This window comes from Sphingomonas sp. FG14, assembly GCF_057809675.1.
The window spans coordinates 322854-345129 of record NZ_JBMDKK010000003.1 but is presented as its reverse complement, the minus strand read 5'-3'; the positions used below and the strand labels follow the sequence as shown (position 1 = coordinate 345129).

The window sequence follows — 22276 nt, the reverse complement described above, 5'->3', positions numbered from 1 at the left end:
TGCAGTGCACATTGCACCCGAAACGACCGGGCTGAGCAAGCCCTTCGGCATATATCGAACGGGCGAATGCCGCCGGATTCGCCCGGTCAGGCGCTGCCGTTGGAGTCTATCGGAAATGCGCCCCTGACCGGCCTTCAGGCCTTCACCAGCGGCAGCGCCGTCGTCGGCTTGCCGGTGAGCGCCAGCAGCGCGTTGGCGACCGCGGGGCCGATCACCGGCGTGCCCGGTTCGCCGGCGCCCGCCGGGTTGCGGGTGGAAGGCAGGATATGGACTTCGACGACCGGCGCCTCCTCCAGGCGGAGCACGCGATAGCCGTCGAAATTCCGGTTCTGGACGATGCCGTCCTCGATCTTCACGTCGCCGAACAGCGTGTAGGACAGGCCATACATGATGCCGCCTTCCATCTGCGCGCGAACCTGATCGGGGGCGACCGCGATACCGCAATCGATCGCGACCACCACGCGGCGGACGCGCGGCTCGCCATTCACAAGACTGACCTCGGCGATATTGGCGACAGTCGATCCAAAACATTCGTGCACCGCGACGCCGCGTGCCCAGCCCTTCTCGATCGGCTTGCCCCAGCCCGCCTTCTCGGCGGCGACATCGAGCACCGCGAGGTGCGATTCCGCCTTCGCCTTCGCATAGAGGGTCCGGCGATACGCGACCGGATCGACCTTCGCGCGATGCGCGAGCTGGTCGATCACATGCTCCATCATCATCGCGGTGTGCGTGGCGCCCACCGAGCGCAGCCACATCACCGGAACCTTGGTCTCCGGATGGAAGGCCCTGGCATCCACCACCGGCGTCGCCTTGAGATAGGGCGAGCCCTGCACGCCCTCCACGCCGGTGCTGTCGACGCCGTCCTTGATGACCATCTCGAACGGCGTGCCGCGCATCAAAGACGCGGTGACGATACGATGCTCCCACGCTGCGGGATAGCCGGCCGCATCGACCGCGACGCGCGCGCGATGATGTGTGAGCGGACGATAATAGCCGCCCCCCATATCGTCCTCGCGCGTCCAGACGAGCTTGACCGGACGCCCCTTCATCCGCCGCGCGACCTCCACGGCTTCCTTCTGGTAATCCGCCGTCGCAACCGATCGCCGTCCAAAGCTGCCGCCCGCGGGCAAGGTCTCGATCTCGATATCGGACGGATCGCAGCCGAGCAGGGCGGCGATGACATTCTGGTCCATCGTCTGGCTCTGGCAGCCGAAGGTCAGCTTCGCGCCTTTCTCCTTCACCAGCGCCACGCAGTTCATCGGCTCCATCGAGGCATGGGCGAGGAAGGGCTGCGTCATGTCGATGTCCAGCGTGCGCGCGGGATCGTCGAACGCCTTGGCGGCATCGCCGCGCTGATCGAACGGCGCCCATGGCACGGCTTCGGTGCCATGCGCCATTGCGCGATATTGCTCGGCGATCGCGCCCGACGACCGCTTCTCCGCCTTGTCGTCGTTCCACTGGACCACCAGGGCATCGCGGCCGGCGATCGCGGCATGGGTGTTGCTCGCGACCACCGCGACGCCGCTGGGGATCTGGACGACATCGACGACGCCCGCGACCTTGCGGGCAGCCTTGTCGTCGAACGACGCGACCGTTCCCCCAAAGCGCGGCGAATGCGCGACGACGGCGATCAGCATGTCAGGCGACTGCACGTCCTGCGTGAAGCGCGCCGTGCCCGTCGATTTGGCGCGCGCATCGAGCCGGGTGACGCGATTGGTGCCGATCAGCTTGTACGCGCTCGCCGGCTTGAGCTTGGGCTGGGCGGGCGGCGGCACCTTCGCCGCCGCCGCGACCAGCCGGCCGAAACCGCTGCGCTTGCCGCTTCCCGCATGGCTGACGATGCCGTTCTCGACCGTGATCTCCGTCGCCGGCACGCCCCATTCGGTGGCGGCGGCGGAAACGAACATCGCGCGCGCCGCGGCACCCGCCTTGCGGAGCTGGTCCCAACTGTCGGTGATACTGCCCGACCCGCCGGTCAACTGGATGCCGAAGCCGCCGCGCGCATAGAGCTTCACATTGGCGGCGGCATTCTCGACCGAGACCTTGGACCAGTCGGCATCGAGTTCCTCGGCCACCAGCGCGGCCAGGCCGCTCTGCGCGCCCTGGCCAAGCTCAGAGAATTTGGCGATCACGGTGACGCTGTCATCGGGCGCGATGCGGACAAAGGGCCCGAACGCAACGAAATCGGCCTCCTCGGAGACCGCCGCCAGCGCGGGCGTGCCGCCGACCACCAGGGTGCCGCCGACGAGCAAGGCGCCGATCAGCAGTTCGCGGCGCGAGGCGCCGATGCGTTCACGCCCGCTCATGCCGCCACTCCCGCCGCATCCTTGATCGCCGCAACGATGCGATTGTAGCAGCCGCAGCGGCAGATATTGCCGTTCATCGCCTCGACGATCTCGGTGTCGTTCGGCTTGGGCTTGGCCGCGAGCAGCGCCGCCGCGCTCATGATCTGGCCGGACTGGCAATAGCCGCATTGCGGCACATTATGGCGCTCCCACGCGGCCTGGAGCGGATGCTTCGCCTCCAGCCCCTCGATCGTGGTGATGCGCATGCCCTGCGCCATCTCGACCGTGGTGACACAGGATCGGATCGCCTCGCCATCGGCATGGACGGTGCAGGCGCCGCATTGCGCAATGCCGCAGCCGAACTTGGTGCCAGTCAGCCCCATCTCGTCGCGCAGCACCCAAAGCAGGGGCGTATCCGCCGCCGCGCTGATCTCGCGATCCTTGCCGTTGATGTTGAGTTTCGTCACCTGTCCGGCCCTCATTTCGGATTCAGTCATCGTTCCGAGTCGCCGGCTGTCCCTCCCGCGCTGGAATGATCCATCTTATGTCACACGAAAGCGGGAATGACATAGAGCCGGTTTGAGATCGGTCTAACGCCCGGCTTCGAACTCGGCGAGCATCGTGTAATAGGGATCGTCGGGCTTGCGCTGGCTGAGATGTTCCTTTGGCGCATTGGCCATCGAGACATCGGCGCGCGGCTCCACCCGCTCCCAATCGGTGAGACCACGCCGCTGTGCGATCTTCCACACGCCCTGCCGCCGTTCAAACCGGTCGAGATACCGGCCGCTGACGAAGAAATCCTCCTCGTCGGTCTTGGCGGTGTTCAATCTGCGGTGATGCGCCGCGAAATAGCATTCGGTAAAAGCGCGATCACCCTTCAGCCGGATCGCCACATTGCTGATCGCGTGCGTCGTCATGATCACGCCGCCGACGATCTTCACCGCGAAGCCGATGAAATCCTGCGACAAGCCCTTGAAGCGTCCATGCTGGTGCCGCGAATCCGGCCAGAAACAGGATCGCAGCAACGCCTCATCCAGCCGGTCGTTGCCGCGCGCATAGTCGAACAGGACGTCAGTGATCTGCTGGCGCGCCACCAGATCGGCGAGCATGTCTCCCGGATTTCCGTGCATCTTGGCGCCCTTCTCCTTCGCAGCCGCCGGCTCGACCAGCAGCCCGGCCGCAAGCGGCGCCGCGAGCATCGCCTTCAAAGCGCCGCGCCTTTCGGTCCTATCCATCATCACTCTCCCAACTTATCGGGCACACCGACGCCCCAATCGCGCAGCACCTCATCGGTATGCGCGCCGACGATCGGCGGCGGCCCCTGGACAGCGCCGGGCGTTTCCGAAAAGCGCGGAACCGGACCCGGCTGGACGATGCCCTCGACCTCGACGAACAGCCCGCGCGCGACATTGTGCGAATAAGCGGGCGCCTCCTCGATACCGAGCACCGGCGCGAAACAGGCGTCGGTGCCTTCGAGCAAAGCGCACCATTCGTCGCTCGTCCTCAGCGCCACGATCTCCGCCAGCCTGTCGGTGAGTTCGGGCCAGCGGTCGCGATCCATCTGCGGCAGGAAGGTTTCGTCGAGCCCGGCCTTTTCGACGAGCAGCGCGTAGAATTGCGGCTCGATCGAACCCAGCGCGATCCAGCCGCCATCAGCGCAGCGATAGCTGTTGTAGAAATGCGCACCGCCATCGAGCAGGTTGGCCCCGCGCCGGTCCTTCCAGCGGCCGACGCCATTGAAGCCGTAGAACATAGACATCAACGACGCCGCGCCCTCCGCGATCGCGCAATCGACCACCTGGCCCTTGCCGGTCGCGCGCGCGTTGATCACGCCCGCCAACAGCCCCATCGCCAGATAAAGCGATCCACCGCCGAAATCGCCGACGACGTTGAGCGGCGGCACCGGCTTGTCCGCGGTACCAATCGCGTGGAGCGCGCCCGAGATCGCGATATAGTTGATGTCGTGGCCCGCCGCCTGGGCCAACGGTCCGGTCTGGCCCCAGCCGGTCATCCGCCCGTAGACGAGCTTCGGATTGCGCGCGAGCGCGGCATCGGGGCCAAGCCCCAGCCGCTCCATCACGCCGGGGCGGAAGCCCTCGAACAGCGCATCGGCCTTTTCGATCAAGTCGAGACAGGTGGCGATCGATGCCGGATCCTTGAGGTCGAACGCCAGCGAACGACGACCGCGCGCTGTGACGTTGCCGACGCCGCCGCCATCGGCGCCCAGCCGATCGATGCGGATCACATCGGCGCCCAGGTCGGACAGCAGCATGCCGCAAAACGGCCCCGGCCCGATCCCGGCGAATTCGACGATGCGTACGCCCGAAAGCGGCCCCTGCCCCATCAGTTCTTGTCCTCAAGCAAGCGGCGCGCGATCACCTGCGCCTGGATCTCGCCCGCGCCCTCGAAGATGTTGAGGATGCGGGCATCGGCGAGCAGCCGGCTCGCGACATATTCCTCGGCAAAGCCGTTGCCGCCATGGATCTGCAGCGCATTGTCCGCCGCCGCCCAGGCGACGCGCGCGGCGATCAGCTTCGCCATGCCCGCTTCCAGATCGCAGCGCTTGCCTTCATCCTTCTGGCGCGCCGCGAAATAGGTGAGCTGGCGCACGCCCATGATCTCCGCCGCCATCATCGCCAGCTTGTTGGCGACCCGCGGAAATTCGAAGATCGGGCGCCCGAACTGCCGACGCGCCAGGGCATAGGCGAGGCCGGTATCGAGCGCAGCCTGCGCGACGCCGACCGCACGCGCGGCGGTCTGGATGCGCGCACTTTCGAACGTGGCCATCAGTTGCTTGAAGCCCTGCCCCTCGATCCCGCCGAGCAGGTTGGCGCGATCAACGCGAAACCCGTCGAAACCGATCTCATACTCCTTCATCCCGCGGTAACCGATCACGCCGATCTCGCCGCCGCTCATGCCCTTGACCGGGAACGGATCCTCGACCGTCCCGCGCGGCTTGGGCGCGAGCAGCATGGAGAGGCCGCGATGGTCCCGGGTCTCCGGATCGGTGCGCACCAGCAGCGTCATCATGTCGGCGCGGGCGGCATGGGTGATCCATGTCTTCGCGCCGGAGACCTCATAGTGATCGCCCGCGATCGACGCGCGCGTACGCAGCGCGCCCAGGTCCGACCCGGTATCGGGCTCGGTGAACACCGCCGTCGGCAGGATCTCCGCGCTGGCGATCAGCGGCAGCCAGTGGCGCTTCTGCGCCTCCGTCCCACCCGAAAGGATCAGTTCGCCCGCGATCTCGGACCGGGTGGCAAGCGAGCCGACCCCGATCCATCCGCGCGACAATTCCTCCGACACGACGCACATGGCGGTCTTGCCCATGCCATGGCCGCCATAATCCTCGTCGATGGTCAGGCCGAACACGCCCATCGCGCCCAATTCCTCGACCAGCGGCAGAGGAATCAGCTCGTCATCGAGATGCCATTGCTGCGCATGCGGTGTCACCTTCTCCTGCGCGAAGGCATAGAATTGGTCGCGCACCATTTCGAGCATGTCGTCGAGCCCGGTGCGCTCCACCGTGGCATGCCCCAACGCCGACGCGACCCGCGCGGCGACCGCGCTCTTGACCGACCGGGTCGTCCCCTCGTGCGCCAGCCGCGCGAGCGATGACGCCTCCAGATGCCGCAATGATGCCGGATCGTCGGTAAGATCTTGGGGGCGGACGATCTCGCCCTGGTTCATCGGGATGCCGCCGGCCAATTGCCGTGCATATTCTCCGAACAGAAGCTGAGACAGCAGCGCCTCGGTCTCGCCGAAATGGCCGTCGGCCTTTAACCGTTCGGCCCAACCGGCTACCTGGTTCAGCAATTCGGCATAAGCGGCGTACCAGCCGAAGCCGTGCACGACATGCTGTTCCTCGTCTGCGCTTACCCGATCGATCCGTCCACCGATCGAAACGCGCGCGGCGACCGCCGGACGGGCGGCCGTCACAAAGTCCTGCGCGGCGCCCGCTGCCTCGCGCATCAAGCCGACAAGCGTCTGTCCGCCCAGCGCCAGCGCTTCACCCGGCTCGGTCGCCGCCATATTCAACCTTCGCTCCGCTCGCCGGCACCCGCCTTGTTGGCGCGCGACATCTCCTTAGCACCCATCCCGCCGGTCAGCGTGCCGGTGGTAAGCTGGTTATGCGCATGCGCCAGGTGATGCATGTGGAACAGCGCATCCATCGACACGCGCTTGCCGCGCAGATCCTCGATGAAGTTCATCGATTGCTTGCTGAGCGTCAGGCCAAAGCGGGGCCGCGTCGCGATCTCGTCAGCGATCGCTGTCACCTCCGCCTCCAACTGGTCACGCGGGACGACGCGGTTGATCATGCCCAGATCATAGGCGCGTTGCGCAGGCATGCGAGCGCCCAGATACAGGAATTCGCGCGCGATGCGCGGCGGCAATTCCCAGAGATGCGCGCTATATTCGACGCCTGGCACGCCCATGCGCACCACCGGATCCTGGAAAAAGGCATCGTCGGACGCGACGATCATGTCGCACACCATCGCCAGCATCATCCCGCCCGCGATGCATGCCCCCTGCACCATCGCGATCGTCGGCTTGGGCATGTCCTGCCAGCGGCGACACAGGCCGAGATAGGCATCCTGTTCGAGCGTATATTGTCGCTCGGCACCATCCTTGGTCGTGTGATCGTCCCACAGCAGCACACGCTCGCGCGGCAGATGCGTATCCTTGGCGGGCGTGCCGAGATCATGACCGGCGGAGAAATGCTTGCCCTGCCCGCCAAGCACCAGGACGCGGACATCATCGTCATCGACCGCCCGACGGAAACAGGCATCGAGCTGCCCGAGCAGGCGATAATTCTGCGCGTTGTTCACATCGGGGCGCGCCAGCCACACCCAGGCGACATTGCCGCGCACTTCGTAATGAACGAACGATTCTTCACCTTCCGGGCCGGGAGCGGCGCTGGCCATGGATCGATCCTCTTCCTGCACGGCGCGTCAGCGCCCGAATGAATTTGCACCATAGTGCAAAATTGAGGCGCCGCCAACCCAATCTTGCCGGCCCTTATCTTGGCTGCATGCGGATGGCGCCGTCCAGCCGCACATTCTCTCCGTTGAAATAGCCGGTCTCGATCATGGTCAGCGCCAGCGCCGCATATTCCTGCGGTCGGCCGAGGCGCTTGGGGAAAGGCACGCTGGCGGCCAGCCCGGCGCGAACCGCCTCGGGGGCGCGCGCCAGCAATGGCGTATCGAAGATGCCCGGCAGGATGCAGTTGCAGCGGATGCCGTCGCCCATCAGATCGCGCGCGACGGTAAGGGTAAGCGAAGTGATGCCCCCCTTCGACGCGGCATAGGCGGCCTGCCCCATCTGCCCATCCTGCGCCGCGACACTGGCGGTGTTGATGATCACCCCACGCTCGCCATCCTCGAGCGGATCGAGATCGAGCATACCGGCGGCCGAGCGCGCGATGCACCGGAACGTGCCGACCAGGTTGATCTGGAGGATCATGTCGAACGCGTCGCTCGGGAAATATTTGGCCTCACCCGTCGTCTTGTCGCGGCTCGCCGTCTTCATCGCATTGCCGCGCCCCGCGCAATTGACGAGAATCCGTTCCTGCCCATGCGCCGCGCGCGCGGTTTCGAACCCGGCCGCGACCGAAGCCTCGTCGGTCACGTCGACAGCGCAGAAGGTTCCGCCGATTTCGGCCGCCACCTGTGCGCCACGCTCGGCATTCATGTCGAAAAGCGCCACCTTGACGCCCTTCGCCGCAAGCGCCCGCGCCGTCGCCTCGCCGAGCCCGGAGGCTCCGCCCGTCACGATCGCCGCAATGCCGTTCTCAAGCTTCATCTCTGCTCTCCTTGTTCAATCCAGCCGCTGCTCGACGACGCCCGCGTCGCGCAGCCGCGCAAGCTCGCCTTCGTCCAGCGCGAGCCAGTCGCTCAAAATCTCGGTGCTATGTTCGCCCAGCCGCGGCGGCGGCCGATCGAATCGCGCCGGCGTTTCGCCAAGCTTGCCGGGGAAAGCGACAGATGGCACCTCCACGCCCTCACGCTCGAAGCGGTGGACGGTGCCGCGCGCCTCAACGAACGGATCCTCGAAGATATCCTTGATCGTGTTGACCGGACCGGCGGGCACGCCGCGCGCGACCAGCCGGTCGATCAATACCCCGCCCGCGAAGGCGCGAACGAGATCCTGGACGATCCGCTCGATCTCGTCCCGGTTGACGAGGCGGGCGCGGCTGTTGGCGAAACGGGGATCGACGATCAGGTCGGGCACGCCCAGTTCGCGGCACAGTTGTGCGAACTGGCCGTCATTGCCGACCGCGATGATGATCGTGCCGTCAGCCACCTCGAATGTCTTGTAGGGCACCACTGTCGGATGGCGATTGCCCAGCCGTCCCGGCACGACGCCGCCGACCAGCCAGTTCATCGACTGGTTGGCGAGCATCGCGATCTGCGTGTCGAGCAGCGAGATATCGATCTGCTGGCCCTGGCCAGTACGTTCGGCATGGCGCAGCGCCATCAGGATACTGACCGTGGCATACATGCCGGTGGAAAGATCGGCGGTGGCGACGCCCGCGCGCAGCGGCTCGCCGCCCTCCTCTCCGGTGATGCTCATGAAACCGCCCATGCCCTGCGCCACGAAGTCGTAGCCGCCGCGATCTGTATAGGGCCCAGTCTGGCCGAAGCCGGTGATCGAACAATAGACAAGTCGGGGATTGACCGCCGCCAGGCTGGCATAGTCGAGCCCGTATTTGGCGAGACCGCCGAGCTTGAAATTCTCGACGACGATATCGGCCTTCGCGGCGAGCGCGCGGATCAGCGCGGCGCCGGCGGGATCCGCCAGATTGATGGCGGCCGAACGCTTGTTGCGATTGCACGAGAGATAATAGGCGCTTTCGCCCAGCGCTTCATGGCCATCGGCATCGCGCAGATTGGGCGGCCCCCAGGCGCGGGTGTCGTCGCCCTTGCCCGGCAATTCGATCTTGATCACATCGGCGCCGAAATCGGCGAGGATTTGCGTGCTCCACGGCCCGGCCAGCACGCGCGAAAGATCGAGCACCTTCACGCCATCCAGTGCCCCCGCCGCCTGCCGTTCCGCCATGCCTCACTCCTCTCCAGCGTCGCGGCCGTTATGAAGAGATTGTCGGGGGAGGCAACATATTTTGCACCACAGGTTACTTTTCGTGAGCCTGTGGCGGTGATCGGAGGTCCATGGCAAACGTGCCGAACCGCCGAATCGGGCATCGGAGCCGCGCTATGACGCGGCTCCGTAGGTTCTCAGCCCTGCCGCTTGCCGGTGAGCGGAAAACTGCCGAATGCACCAGCCCCGGCGCTACCGGTCAGCGAATCGCCGTCCACCGTCGCCTCGCAATCGAGCGTCATCGGCATCGGCACCTTGATGTTCATCTTCCACTTCAGCGTGTCGCCATCGACCACGCCATCCTCGACATCGAGCGAGCCGAGCGCTCCGGACATGCTGCCGGTGAAGCTGCTCCCGTCGCTCTGCACGGTCAGCACCGCGCTCTGGTCACCCAGCGGCGACTTGATCGTGCAATCCCAGGCGCCATCGACATTGGCCATTCGGTCGTCTCCCACAAATCGCTCCGGCAACGGCCGGAGCCTGAGTCTTCCTTATCGCCTTCCGGAGGCGGCGGCTATTGCGCCGCCACCACTTCGACCGGCAATCCCAGCGTATCGAGCTGCGGCTTCACCTTCGCCGCGTCGCCAACAACGATCCAGGTCAACTGATCGGGTTTGATCGCGGCACGCGCGGCCTTGTCCAGATCCGCGGCGGTCAGCGCGCGGTAACGATCGGCGAGCGTGTCGTAATAATCGTCCGAACGCTGGAACAGATCGTTGCGCTGCATGCCACCCAGCACGTCGGCTGCGGTTTCGTAGCTGCCCGGTAGCTCGCGGATGCTGCCGTTCTTGGTGCGCTCAAGCTCCTCCGCCGTGACGCCCTTCGTCCCCAGGAACGCCTGATACTGCTCGCGCAGCGCCGCGATTGCCGGGCCGGTCTTGTCGGCCTGAACCGGCGCGAAGATCATATAGGGCATGTCGTTGGCGAAACGGCTGATCTGTGCGCCGACACCATAGGACCAACCCTTGGTTTCGCGCAGATCCATGTTGATGCGCGACAGGAAACTGCCGCCAAGTATGTCGTTCGCCGCCAGCAGGTCGGTGATCTCGGCATTGCCCTTGAGCGGCAGGATTTCGCCGGCCAGGATCAGCGATTGCGGAGAATCCTTGCGGTCGATCAAAACGATGCGAGGCTTGGCGGCGGGAATCGCGGCATCGAAATTCTTGGTGCCGGCCACCCCGTCGCTCGCCCATTTGCCGAAGCGCGCCTCCAGCAGGGACCGGATCTTCGCCAGCGGCTGATCGCTGACCACGAAGATCTTCGCCTTTTCCGGGCGGAACCAGGCGCGATGGAAGGCGAGCAGATCGTCGCGTGTCACCTGCGCCACCGCCGCCGGATCGCCGGTGCCGGTCGCGGGGACGCCATAAGGGTGCGCCTTGCCGAACAGCAAAGGCGGCAATTGGCGCAACGCGATGCTTTGCGGCTGCGTCATCTCCTGCGCGATCCGCGCAAGCTGCTGACCGCGCAGCCGCTCGACTTCCGACGGATCGAAAGCCGGATGCTGGACGACATCGGCGAACAGGTCGAGCGAGGGCGCCAGATTGTCCGACAGCGCGAACAGCGTCACGGTCGTGCGATCCATCGAGGAGCCGGCGTTGATGCCCGCGCCCAGCCGCTCCTGACGCTCGGCGATCTGCACCGAATTGAGGCTGGTGGTGCCTTCTTCGAGCAGCGCCAGCATCAGCGACTGGGTACCGAGCTTCGCCTTGGGATCGGCGGCATTGCCCGCGTCGAACGACAAAGCGATCTGGGTGATCGGCACCGCGGCACGATTGGCATAGATCAGCTCGACACCGTTGGAGAGCTTCGCGCGCGTCACCTGCGGGAAATCGAGATCGGCGATCGGGCCGACCTCGGGCAGTTTCGAACGATCGACCACGGTCAGCGGCGCGGCGCCACTCGCCGACGCATCCTCGGGTGCGATCTTCGACGGCGCGGCCATCGGCTTCTCACCCGCGCGCGGCGCACGATAATAGGATGGCGCGAAGGTCGCGCCGCCGCTGGGCGTGCCCTTGGCTTCGTCATAGGCAGCGCGCTCGCCGGGGATCACGGTCAGCGCATAGACCGGGCGGCTCAGCCACTTGCCCATCGCGGCGCGCACCTCGGCGGGCGTCACCTTGGCATAGGCGGCGAGTTGCTTCTTGTAGAATTGCGGATCGTTCGAATAGAGCGCGCCCTCGGCCAGCGCGACCGCCTTGCCGCCGAAACCGCCGACCGATTCCAGCCCCGCGATCCGCCCCGCCACAGCGCGGGTGGCGACGCGCTCGACTTCGTCCGCCGTCGGCCCGGCCTTCACGAAATCGGAGATGATCGTGTCCAGGCGCTTCGATACCGCCTCCGCATCGACGCCGGGCTTGACGTCGACCTGGACCTCGAACTGGCTGATATTCGCGAATTCCTGGAGATTGGCGGAAACCCGCACCGCGCTCTTTTCCTGGCGGACCAGGATATTGTCGAGCCGCGAGCTCGACAGGCCACCCAGCACCGTCGCGCCGACCGCGAGCGGTACCGTATCCTTGTCGTTGAGGCCGGGCACGATCCAGGTGCGATAGATCCGCGTCTGCGCGACGCGATCCTTCATCACCTCGTCCTTGCGCTCGGCGAGCGTCGGCACCGGCGCGACCACCGGCGCGGTCTGCGGCCCACGTGCGATGTCGCCGAAATATTTCTCCATCAGCGGCCGCGCGGTCTTCGCATCAATGTCGCCGGCGAGCACGATGATCGCATTGTTCGGCCCATAATGGCTGCGGAACCAGTTCTTCACGTCCTCCAGGCTGGCGGCGTCCAGATCCGCCATCGAACCGATCGTCGAATGGCCATAGGGATGATCGGGCGAGAAGAGCGCCGCGATCTGCGCATATTCAACCAGGCCATAGGGCTGGTTGTCGCCCTGACGCTTCTCGTTCTGGACGACGCCGCGCTGGTTATCGAGCTTGTCCTGCGTCACCGCGCCGAGCAGGTGCCCCATGCGATCGGATTCGAGGAACAGCGCGCGCTCCAGCGCCGGCGTCGGGACCGTCTCGAAATAATTGGTGCGATCGAACCAGGTCGTGCCGTTGAAATCGGTCGCACCGACCTGCTGGAGCGGTTCGAAGAAATCGCCCGGCGCATTTTCCGATCCGTTGAACATCAGATGTTCGAACAGATGGGCGAAACCGGTCTTGCCCTTGGGTTCATGTTTCGACCCGACATCGTACCAGACCGAGACCGCGACGATCGGCGCCTTGCGATCGGTATGGACGAATACGCGCAGGCCGTTGGCGAGCGTGAACGCCTTGTAGGGGATATCGACTTTCTTGACGAGCGCCGCGACCGGAGCCGGCCTTGATCCGGATTGCGCGGAAGCGGGAAGCACGGTGAGCACAAGAAAGGGCACGGCGGCAAGGCCGGTAATCAGGCGACGCATCAAGAAAAGATCCTTGTTCAAAACGTAATCGAACAATAGCAGCCACCAGACAAGTCGCAAGCCAACTGGAACGCTTGGCCACCAACGTACGACACAGTTCGGCGAACGACATTGACCAGGACAAGATTTGCGATATCGCCGCGCGCTTCTTCTTATTGAGACTGGGACAATCCAACTATGCGCGTCGCATCGCTTCTTGCAGGAATCGGCCTGCTTTCCCTTTCGGCCGCAGCGATCGCGCAACAGGCGGAACCGGTGTTCACCCCCGAAGCCGTGCGTGCACATGTCGAATTCCTGTCCGACGACCTGCTCGAAGGGCGCGACACCGGCAGCAAGGGTTACGAGATCGCGGCGCGCTATGTCGCCACGCGGTTCGAGGCATTGGGCCTGAAGCCCGCCGGCGAGAATGGCGGCTGGTACCAGCAGGTCGGCCTGCAGCAGACCGATCCCGGCGCCAATCCCGGCACGGTGACGGTGAGCGGTCCAGCGGGCGAAAAGAGCTGGGCGCACGCCACCGACGTGCTGGTCGGCCTCAGCGCGCGCGAGCCGAAGCTCGACGTATCGGCGCCTCTGGTGTTCGTCGGTTACGGCATCGAGAATGCCCGGCTCGGCCTCGACGACTATCGCGGACTCGACGTGAAGGGGAAGATCGTCGTCACGCTGCAAGGCTATCCAAAGGGTCTGCCGAGCGAGGAAGGCGCGCATGTCAGCGCCACCAAGGCCGAAGCCGCCGAGCGGCATGGCGCGATCGGCATGGTCAGCATCGCGACGCTGCAATCGGCGAAGGCGCGCCCCTGGGAGAAGATCGTCCATTTCGCGGATGAGCCCGGCTTCGCCTGGGTCTCGCCCGACGGCAAGCCCAACAGTTCGGCGCCCGGCATTCGCACCAGCGCCATGCTCAACGCGCCGGCGGCGGAGGCGGTGTTCGCTGGAGCATCGCGCACGCTGGCCCAGATCCGCGCGGAGGCTGACAAGGCCGGCGGCAAGCCCAAGGGTTTCGCGCTCAAGACCAGCATCCGCATCCAGGGTGAGAGCGTGACCAAGCGTGTCACCAGCCCTAATGTCGCGGCGATCCTGCCGGGATCGGACCCCAAGCTCGCCGCCGAATATGTCGTGCTCTCCGCGCATCTCGACCATATCGGCCTGGCCAGCGCCAAGCCCGGCGATACGGCGGAGACCGACCGGATCAACAATGGCGCGCTCGACAACGCCGCCGGCATCGCGACGATGCTCGAAGTCGCGCGCGCCGCGGCGGAATCGCCGAACAAGCCGCGGCGCTCGATCATCTTCCTGGCTTCAACGGGCGAGGAAAAGGGCCTGATCGGCGCCGACTATTTCGCGCGCCACCCCACCGTGCCGGCCGACAAGATCGTCGGCAATGTCGATCTGGACATGCCGCTGCTGCTCTACCCCTTCACCGACGTCATCGCCTTCGGCGCCGATCACAGCTCGCTCGGTTCGCTCGTGGCGAACGCCGTCGCGCCGATGGGCGTCAGGCTTTCACCCGATCCGATGCCGCAGGAAGGCATCTTCACGCGTTCGGACCATTATATGTTCGTGCGCCAGGGCGTGCCCGCCGTGTTCCTGGCGACGGGCTTCGCAAATGGCGGCGAAAAGGCCTGGGGTGAATTCCTGTCGGGCAATTATCATCACCCGGGCGACGACATGATGCAGAAGATCGACTGGCAGGCCGGCGCCCGCTTCGCCGAGGCCAATTACCGCATCACCCGCGCCATGGCCGACGCTGACACGCCGCCGCTGTGGATCGAAGGCGATTTCTTCGGCGACACTTTCGCGGCGGGCAAGCCGCGTGCACCGAAGGCAGGCAAATAAGGAGGCCTCCTCTCGACGGCAGCGGCCGCCCTGAATAGTCTCGTCGGAACCCGCGAACGCATAAGGGTTTTTGCGAATAGGGGGATCGGCCCCGGCAATGCATGTCGGCAGTGACGAATATGCATCGCCCGGGCCTTGTGTTGCATTAAAGCAACACCATATCGGCGCCGACCTGACAAAGGGGACGACATGAACCTCGAGAAATTCACCGACCGCGCCAAGGGTTTCCTGCAATCGGCGCAAACCGTCGCGATCCGGATGAGCCATCAGCGGATCAGCCCGGAACATCTGTTGAAGGCCCTGCTCGAAGACGAGCAGGGCATGGCGTCCGGCCTGATCAAGGCAGCGGGCGGCAATGCGCCCGTGGCGCTCGCCGAAACCGACAAGGCGCTCGCCAAGCTGCCCGCCGTCTCCGGCGGTGGCGCACAGCAATCGCCTGGACTCGACAACGACCTGGTCCGCATCCTCGATCAGGCGGAGCAGATCGCCAGCAAGGCCGGCGATTCCTACGTGACCGTCGAACGCATGCTGCTGGCGCTGGCGCTGGTGCTCGCCACCACGACGACAGCCGGCAAGGCGCTGGCTGCCGCCGGGGTGACCGCCGAGGGACTGAACACCGCGATCGAACAGCTTCGCGGCGGGCGCACCGCCGACACGGCAGGCGCCGAAGATCGCTATGATGCGCTCAAGAAATTCGCGCGCGACCTGACCGACGCCGCACGCGACGGCAAGCTCGATCCCGTGATCGGGCGCGACGAGGAAATCCGCCGAACGATTCAGATCCTGGCGCGCCGCACCAAGAACAATCCGGTGCTGATCGGCGAACCCGGCGTCGGCAAGACCGCGATCGCCGAAGGGCTGGCGCTGCGCATCGCCAATGGCGACGTACCCGACTCGCTGAAGGATCGTCGGCTGATGGCGCTCGATATGGGCAGCCTGATCGCGGGCGCGAAATATCGCGGCGAATTCGAGGAACGGCTGAAAGGCGTGCTTGATGAAGTGCGCGGCGCCGAAGGCGACATCATCCTGTTCATCGACGAGATGCACACGCTGATCGGCGCCGGCAAGGGCGAAGGCGCAATGGATGCGTCCAACCTGCTGAAGCCCGCGTTGGCGCGCGGCGAGCTTCACTGCATCGGCGCGACCACGCTCGACGAATATCAGAAATATGTCGAGAAGGATCCCGCGCTTCAGCGGCGCTTCCAGCCGGTGTTCGTGGGCGAACCGACCGTCGAGGACACGATCTCGATCCTGCGCGGCCTCAAGGAGAAATATGAGCTGCACCACGGCGTGCGCATCACCGACGGCGCGATCGTGTCGGCGGCGACGCTCTCGAACCGCTATATCACCGACCGGTTCCTGCCCGACAAGGCGATCGACCTGATGGATGAGGCGGCGTCCCGCCTGCGCATGGAAGTTGAATCCAAGCCCGAGGAGATCGAGACGCTCGACCGGCGGATCATCCAGCTCAAGATCGAGCGCGAGGCGCTAAAGAAGGAAAGCGACGCCGCGTCGAAGGACCGGCTCGCGACGCTTGAAAGCGAACTCGCCAATCTCGAGCAGCAGTCCGCCGAGTTGACCGGCCGCTGGCAGGCGGAAAAGGAGAAGATCGCGGGCGAGGCGAAGATCAAGGAACAGCTCGACGCCGCGCGGCTGCAACTGGAGCAGGCGCAGCGGTCCGGCGACCTCGCGAAGGCGGGCGAGCTCAGCTACGGTACGATCCCACAGCTCGAAAAGCAGCTTTCCGAAGCCGAAAGCGCGGCGGCCGGCGCGATGCTGCGCGAGGAAGTGACGAGCGAGGACATCGCCTCGGTCGTCAGCCGCTGGACAGGCATTCCGGTCGACAAGATGCTGGAGGGCGAGCGCGAGAAGCTGCTCCAGATGGAAGACGCCATCGGCAAGCGCGTGATCGGGCAGGAAGCGGCGGTGAAAGCGGTTTCGACCGCGGTGCGCCGCAGCCGCGCCGGGCTACAAGATCCAAATCGCCCGCTCGGTTCGTTCCTGTTCCTCGGCCCGACGGGCGTGGGCAAGACCGAACTGACCAAGGCGCTCGCCGGATTCCTGTTCGACGACGACAACGCGATGGTGCGCATCGACATGAGCGAATTCATGGAGAAGCACAGCGTCGCCCGTCTGATCGGCGCCCCTCCGGGCTATGTTGGTTATGAGGAAGGCGGCGTTTTAACCGAATCAGTTCGCCGTCGCCCCTATCAGGTGATCCTGTTTGACGAGGTCGAGAAGGCGCATTCGGATGTGTTCAACATCCTGCTGCAAGTGCTCGACGATGGACGCCTGACCGACGGCCAGGGCCGCACGGTCGATTTCTCGAACACGCTGATCATCCTGACCTCGAACCTGGGCAGCCAGTATCTCGCGGGCATGGCCGACGACCAGAAGGTGGCGGATGTCGAACCGCAGGTGATGGAGATCGTCCGCGCGCATTTCCGCCCGGAATTCCTGAACCGGCTGGACGAGATCATCCTGTTCCACCGGCTGGGACAGGCGCATATGGGCCCGATCGTCGAGATCCAGGTCGCCCGCGTGCAGAAGCTGCTCAAGGACCGCAAGGTGACGCTCGACCTGACCGAGGGCGCGCGCAACTGGCTGGGCCGTGTCGGCTATGATCCCGTCTATGGCGCGCGACCGTTGAAGCGCGCGGTGCAGAAATATCTGCAGGATCCGCTCGCCGACATGATCCTGCGCGGTCAGGTGCCCGACGGATCGACCGTCAAGGTCGATGAAGGCGACGGCGCGCTGGTGCTGAGCGCAAGCTGATCAACCAATCGCCGCGACGTCGAACGCCACGGTCAGGCGTTCGCCGCCGGCGATCGGCATGGTGCCGTGCCACATGGTCGATGGGAACAGGACGAGCCGGCCGGGCCTGGGCTCGATATGGCGCAGCGGCGCCATGTCGAGCGACAATTCGGCTGGCGGACTGCCGAACCCCAGCCATCCCGCCGGTGCTGCCCCCATCTCTTCCTGGGGCGGCACCGCCACATAAAAGGCGGAACTGAGCCAGCCCTGCGGATGGATATGATTGCTGTGATGGCCCGCACCGGTCAGCCGCACCGACCATGATCCCGCGAAACGGAAACGCTTCCCGACATGGCGCAAAGTCGGATGCCGGGGATCGCGCGCACCCATTGTCGTGACGTGTCGCTCGACGGCCTCGACAATGCGTGCCCGGAGCACCTGGATCTCGGTGGCTTCGTGCGCGAACAGCGGTCCATCGGTTTGGGTGCCGCCGCGCACCGACTGGCCGAGCGGATCGCGTTTGGCGAGATGCAATGTCCTTAGCTTCATCGCGAGCCCATCCAGATCGATATCCGCGAGATCATAGATGCCGATCAACGCCGGATCGCCATCGAGCCAGGCACTTCGCGGATCGCCGACACGTCGCCATGCCAATGACACGAAGGGCCAGAGCCGTTCGCCCTCGGGCCGCACCAGCCACGGCTCAGCGAGGCTCGCGGCCTGATCCGCCCGACCGGTTCGGAGCAGATGGCGCATATGCCGCTCGACGAGCGTCACATCGGCTTGCGGCGCCAATTGCGCGAACAGCGCATCGGCGCGCGCATCCTCCCCAAGTTCGGAGGCGCAGATCGCCTCCGCCGGCATCAATAGGGCATGGGCGCCGATCGCCTGGCGCGCCGAAGCCAGGACTTCAGCCGCCCGACCGTAACGCTCGGCATGGAGCAAGGTGTTAAGCAACTCGATCCAGAGCCCCCCATGGCCGGGCATGCCCGCCAGAGCGCGTTCATACCCCTGGGTGAAGCCGTCGGCATCGCCCATCATCCAACGGATCCGCGCCAATGTCGTCTGGCCGTCGCCCCATGCCGGATTGGCGCGCACGATCGTATCGAGAAAGGTGATCGCTTCAGCGCCCCGCCCTTCCCCGATCAATGCCGCCGCGCGACCGATCAGCAAGGAGCCGTCCGCCGGCGCCAGCGCGCAGGCGCGATCGAACAGCGCCACCGCTGGCCGCCCGGCCTCCAGGCTCGCCTGCGCCACGCCATAGGCCGCCTTCAGGTCTCCGGGCGCCAGCTTCGAGGCTTCGGTGAAGGCTGCGATCGCTGCCGCCGATTGCTCGATCGCGCGATGAACCACGCCCAGTGTCTGCCAGAGCCGGGGGTTTCGCGGATGCCGGCCAAGGGCCTCACGGAGCAGCCCGATCGCCTCCGCGCCACGGCCCGCATCGCGCAGGTCGATCGCCATGTTGATGGCGCGTTCGGGATCGGATCCCCCATGGACAATGCTCATAGGCTTTTCTGCGATTCCACGTTCCAAAAGAAAAGGGGGCGGACACACGGCCCGCCCCCAAGTTTCCCGAATGTCTTCGACGATCAGAACTTCAGACGAGCACCGACCGTGAAGGTGCGCCCGAGCACATCATAAGTGCTCGGGAACGTGTTGGCGTTGTTGAACGCCGTACCGCCGATGGTCGCGCCAACGACCGGAGGCTTCTTGTCGAACAGATTGTCGACGGTCAGCGTCATGCTGAGATTCTCGCTGACATCCGCCGACACACCCAGATCGAAATAGTCATAGGCTGGGATCGCTTCATAGGCGTCGAAGATCGTCGCCGGGTTCGGACCTGCGGTCTGCGGCACATCGATCGGCGGACGGCTCGCTGCCGGCAAGGCAGCAGGCTCAAGCTTGACCGCCGAGATATGCGACCAGTTGAGCGAGAAGTCGAACGGCCCCGTCGAATAGGTCAGGCGGGCATTCCACTTCCATTCCGCGCGCGGATTGGTGCAGCTCGTGCTGTAATAGCCGGTGCAATCGCGATTGATCGACCTCGGGGTCGCCTGGAAGTGATAATAATCCAGCCAGGTGCCGTTGAAGGCGAAGCGCAGCGAACCCGGATCGCCGCCCAGGCCCAGATCGGCAAGATCGAGACGATAGGTGACGCCAAGGTCGATACCCGCCGTTTCGATCCGGCCGAGGTTCGAGCCCGACAGGATCACGCCCGGCGTTTCGCCCGCACCGTTGAGCGAGCCGTTGAGCGGGCTGCGGCGGATAAGGTCGCAGAAGGCGCTCGGGGTCGTCGGCGTCGCGGCACCAGCCGCACCATAGCAGCCGACCAGGATGTCATTCGCCGCCGGGTTGCTGATCGCGTCCTTGATCACGATGTTGAAATAATCGACCGTAATCGCGAGCCGGGGAATGAAGCTCGGCTGCAGAACGGCGCCCAGCGTATAGGTGGTCGCCTTTTCAACATCGAGATTCGGGTTGCCCGAGGTGGTCGCGTTGATCTGCCCGGACGTCGGCGAGGGGATCTGGCCGATCGTGCTCGACGGCGCGCCCGTATAGACGCAGAGCGCCGCCAGAGCCGGGTTCGCAGCGGCCGAAGGCAACTGGCTCGCCTGGCAGGGATCCGGATTCAGGTTGTTCAGGCCTGTCACCGGCGACTGGAACAGTTCCTGGATGTTCGGTGATCGCACCGCGACCTGATACATGCCGCGGAACTTGAAGCCGTCGATCGGCTCGTAGCTGCCGCCCGCCTTCCACGTCGTCGATGCGCCCGTCGTGGTATAGTCGGAATAACGGATGCCACCTTCGGCCGTCAGGCTCTTGAAGAAGGGCTTGTCCTGCACGATCGGAATGATGATTTCGCCGAAAACCTCGTTGACCGCGATACGACCGAAATCGGGCGGCGTGCGCGCGCCGGTACCCAGCACCTCGCTCTGGATCTGCGACGGCGCGTCCGGCGAGCTGCGTGCCGAAAGCACGCGGCGCTCGGCGCCGATCGAGAAAGCGATCGCGCCATCGGCGAACGGGCTCTTCAGGCCGAACAGATCGCCCGAGATGTTGCCGCCGATCACGCTCTGCTTCACGACGCGGCGGATCTGCGCGTCGAGATCGATGAAGGCGAGCTGGTCAGCGGTGATGCTGCCGAGCGGACCGAACAGGTTGATCGGAACGCAGCCATTGGTGGTGTCGTAACAGACCGCCTGGCCGGCCGCGTTGCGATACGAACGCAGCGCTTGTTGCAGCTTGGTGTACGAGCCCCAGTTCTCGCGGGTCTGGTTCTGGTTGGTTTCGCCATATTGCGCGAACAAATCGTACTTCAGATTGTCGAAGATCGTTCCCCGGAAGCCGAAGTTGAGCTGGAACTGCGTCGAATCGACCTGGTTGCCACGCGCGCCGAACTCGACGATGCGGCGGCCCGGCGAGGCGGCGATCTCACGATAGTTGGGATCGGTCCGCGAGGTCGCGGCAGCGGCGGCCGTACATTGAGCGGCAGTGAGCGGCTGGATGCCCGCCGTCGTCGGGTCGGTGTCGAACGCGTTGCAAAGCTGATTGCGCGCAGCCACCGGCAGATAGGCGTTGCTCAGCGGAATCGAGAACGGATTGCTGAACGTGCCGGTCGAGGCGAGCTGGATACGCGCCGAGTTGCGGGTGAACATGCCCGAGCTATAGGCCTCGATCCAGTCGGCGATCTCGTAGCGCGCCGCCGCATAGACGTTGAAGCGCTCGAGCGGCGCCTGAACATACTGGAATTCGTTGGTGTTGTAGGTGTCCGACTGCAAGGCGGTGCGGAACGCGCCAAGCGTGGGATCATATGCCGCGCCGAAATCGCTGGGCCCCAGGCCAAGCGCCGCGTTGGACGGCGAGCCCTGCAGGATGGTCGGAACCGCCGCGGTCGCGCCCTGGAAATTGCCGTTGGCGATCGAACGCGGGAAGCGGCCGACGGAACGGCTGGTCGAGAAGAGCGGCGCGCGATCGGTATAGCCCATCGACAGCACGACATTGCCCCGGCCATCGTCGAAGCCCGCGCCCATGGTTATATCGCCGCGGAACTGGCGCGCATCGCCGCGTTCACTGATGCGATAGCTGCCCGAGAAATCGATTCCCCGGAAATCCTGCTTGAGCACGAAGTTGACGACGCCCGCGACGGCGTCGGCGCCGTACACCGTCGATGCGCCGCCCGTGACGACATCCACGCGCTCGACGAGGGCGACGGGAATGTTGTTGAGATCGACGAAGCCATCAAGGCCGAACGGAACGACACGGCGACCGTCGAGCAGCACGAGAGTGCGCTGCGAGGTATTGGTGCCGGCCTGGTTGAGGCCGCGAAGATCGACCTGGGCCGAACCGTCGCCACCATTGTTCACCGCCGGGCCAAGCGCCGGACGCACCGACGGCAGGTCGCGCAACAGGTCTTCAGCGGTGTTCGGCTGCTTGAACTGGATATCCTCGGCGCCGATCACATTGACCGGGCTGGAGATCTCGAGATCCGGCCGCTGAATGCGCGTACCGGTGACGATGATCGCCTCTTCGGTATCGGCTGTCGCTTCAGCGGTCTGAGCGTAGAGCGGTGTGGAGAGAAAAGCTGCGCCGATAATGGCATGCGCAGCGGTAGCGCGCAAAAGCGCGTTCGTAGAGAGTTTAGTCACAATCCAGCCCCTTAATCTGGGTTGTGGCGAGCGGTCCCGCCTGTTTGTCGCCAGTATGTGAAAATGCGCGTTTTGGACGACGCCCCCAAATTCACATACCGCTATCGTTATAGTGTGAGGACGCAGAATCACTGTAAAGCAGGACCCACCGACGGGGCCTGCTTTTGTCGACGGCTGTATCAATTTTGCAACAAGACATTCAAAGAGTTGCCGAATAGGCGCGTTTGCCGCGCATCCCGTGCTTCTGATCAGTA

At 65.1% G+C, this 22276-nt stretch carries 14 protein-coding genes; 2 read left to right on the top strand and 12 right to left on the bottom strand.

The genetic code is table 11. The features are described 5' to 3' along the window. Positions 1-134: 134 nt before the first annotated feature. From ACODTA_RS13895 to ACODTA_RS13850, 10 genes are all read right to left on the bottom strand, one after another. Positions 135-2306: a xanthine dehydrogenase family protein molybdopterin-binding subunit gene (locus ACODTA_RS13895; RefSeq protein ID WP_489066504.1), complete on the bottom strand. Its 2172-nt coding sequence runs from the start codon at positions 2304-2306 to the stop codon at positions 135-137. Further along, entirely contained in the window at positions 2303-2782 is a 480-nt protein-coding gene (locus ACODTA_RS13890; RefSeq protein WP_489066503.1) for a (2Fe-2S)-binding protein, read from the bottom strand. Before ACODTA_RS13890 ends, ACODTA_RS13895 begins: the two co-directional genes overlap by 4 nt. Before the next feature lie 93 nt (positions 2783-2875). Continuing rightward, entirely contained in the window at positions 2876-3520 is a 645-nt protein-coding gene (locus tag ACODTA_RS13885; protein ID WP_489066502.1) for a nuclear transport factor 2 family protein, read from the bottom strand. Positions 3521-3522: 2 nt separating this feature from the next. Beyond that, positions 3523-4629, bottom strand: coding sequence for a CaiB/BaiF CoA transferase family protein (locus ACODTA_RS13880; RefSeq protein WP_489066501.1), 1107 nt, complete (start codon positions 4627-4629; stop codon positions 3523-3525). Beyond that, entirely contained in the window at positions 4629-6257 is a 1629-nt protein-coding gene (locus ACODTA_RS13875) for an acyl-CoA dehydrogenase family protein (protein ID WP_489066778.1), read from the bottom strand. The genes ACODTA_RS13880 and ACODTA_RS13875 overlap by 1 nt, the downstream gene beginning before the upstream one ends. A gap of 62 nt (positions 6258-6319) precedes the next feature. Beyond that, on the bottom strand, positions 6320-7210 hold the full coding sequence (locus ACODTA_RS13870; protein WP_489066500.1) for an enoyl-CoA hydratase: 891 nt from the start codon (positions 7208-7210) through the stop codon (positions 6320-6322). A 94-nt stretch (positions 7211-7304) separates the two neighbouring features. After that, the gene (locus tag ACODTA_RS13865; RefSeq protein WP_489066499.1) at positions 7305-8087 is read right to left on the bottom strand and encodes an SDR family NAD(P)-dependent oxidoreductase; all 783 of its coding nucleotides are present in this window, start codon (positions 8085-8087) and stop codon (positions 7305-7307) included. Positions 8088-8102: 15 nt separating this feature from the next. Beyond that, positions 8103-9344 (bottom strand): CaiB/BaiF CoA transferase family protein, encoded by a 1242-nt coding sequence (locus ACODTA_RS13860; protein WP_489066497.1) that lies wholly within the window; start codon positions 9342-9344, stop codon positions 8103-8105. 176 nt (positions 9345-9520) lie between these two features. Then, entirely contained in the window at positions 9521-9823 is a 303-nt protein-coding gene (locus ACODTA_RS13855) for a hypothetical protein (RefSeq protein ID WP_489066496.1), read from the bottom strand. A 74-nt stretch (positions 9824-9897) separates the two neighbouring features. Next, entirely contained in the window at positions 9898-12789 is a 2892-nt protein-coding gene (locus tag ACODTA_RS13850) for a M16 family metallopeptidase (RefSeq protein ID WP_489066495.1), read from the bottom strand. Between the two features lie 177 nt (positions 12790-12966). Between ACODTA_RS13850 and ACODTA_RS13845 the strand changes: the two genes are divergently transcribed. Next, complete coding sequence (locus ACODTA_RS13845; RefSeq protein ID WP_489066494.1) at positions 12967-14622, top strand: M28 family metallopeptidase; 1656 nt, start codon at positions 12967-12969, stop codon at positions 14620-14622. A gap of 189 nt (positions 14623-14811) precedes the next feature. Next, a complete protein-coding gene (clpB, locus tag ACODTA_RS13840) occupies positions 14812-17397 on the top strand; it encodes an ATP-dependent chaperone ClpB (protein ID WP_489066493.1) in 2586 nt (861 codons plus the stop codon). Here clpB and ACODTA_RS13835 read toward each other — a convergent pair whose 3' ends face one another. Beyond that, complete coding sequence (locus ACODTA_RS13835; protein WP_489066492.1) at positions 17398-18882, bottom strand: 2OG-Fe(II) oxygenase family protein; 1485 nt, start codon at positions 18880-18882, stop codon at positions 17398-17400. 83 nt (positions 18883-18965) lie between these two features. Further along, a complete protein-coding gene (locus ACODTA_RS13830) occupies positions 18966-22022 on the bottom strand; it encodes a TonB-dependent receptor plug domain-containing protein (RefSeq protein WP_489066491.1) in 3057 nt (1018 codons plus the stop codon). Between the last annotated feature and the right edge of the window lie 254 nt (positions 22023-22276).

Coding starts and splice junctions, on each gene's coding strand:
- ACODTA_RS13845 (WP_489066494.1), top strand. CDS start 12,967: ATGCGCGTCGCATCGCTTCTTGCAGGAATCGGCCTGCTTTCCCTTTCG.
- ACODTA_RS13875 (WP_489066778.1), bottom strand. CDS start 6,257: ATGCGCGAGGCAGCGGGCGCCGCGCAGGACTTTGTGACGGCCGCCCGT.
- ACODTA_RS13870 (WP_489066500.1), bottom strand. CDS start 7,210: ATGGCCAGCGCCGCTCCCGGCCCGGAAGGTGAAGAATCGTTCGTTCAT.
- ACODTA_RS13880 (WP_489066501.1), bottom strand. CDS start 4,629: ATGGGGCAGGGGCCGCTTTCGGGCGTACGCATCGTCGAATTCGCCGGG.
- ACODTA_RS13860 (WP_489066497.1), bottom strand. CDS start 9,344: ATGGCGGAACGGCAGGCGGCGGGGGCACTGGATGGCGTGAAGGTGCTC.
- ACODTA_RS13890 (WP_489066503.1), bottom strand. CDS start 2,782: ATGACTGAATCCGAAATGAGGGCCGGACAGGTGACGAAACTCAACATC.
- clpB (WP_489066493.1), top strand. CDS start 14,812: ATGAACCTCGAGAAATTCACCGACCGCGCCAAGGGTTTCCTGCAATCG.
- ACODTA_RS13835 (WP_489066492.1), bottom strand. CDS start 18,882: ATGAGCATTGTCCATGGGGGATCCGATCCCGAACGCGCCATCAACATG.
- ACODTA_RS13895 (WP_489066504.1), bottom strand. CDS start 2,306: ATGAGCGGGCGTGAACGCATCGGCGCCTCGCGCCGCGAACTGCTGATC.
- ACODTA_RS13885 (WP_489066502.1), bottom strand. CDS start 3,520: ATGGATAGGACCGAAAGGCGCGGCGCTTTGAAGGCGATGCTCGCGGCG.
- ACODTA_RS13865 (WP_489066499.1), bottom strand. CDS start 8,087: ATGAAGCTTGAGAACGGCATTGCGGCGATCGTGACGGGCGGAGCCTCC.
- ACODTA_RS13850 (WP_489066495.1), bottom strand. CDS start 12,789: ATGCGTCGCCTGATTACCGGCCTTGCCGCCGTGCCCTTTCTTGTGCTC.
- ACODTA_RS13855 (WP_489066496.1), bottom strand. CDS start 9,823: ATGGCCAATGTCGATGGCGCCTGGGATTGCACGATCAAGTCGCCGCTG.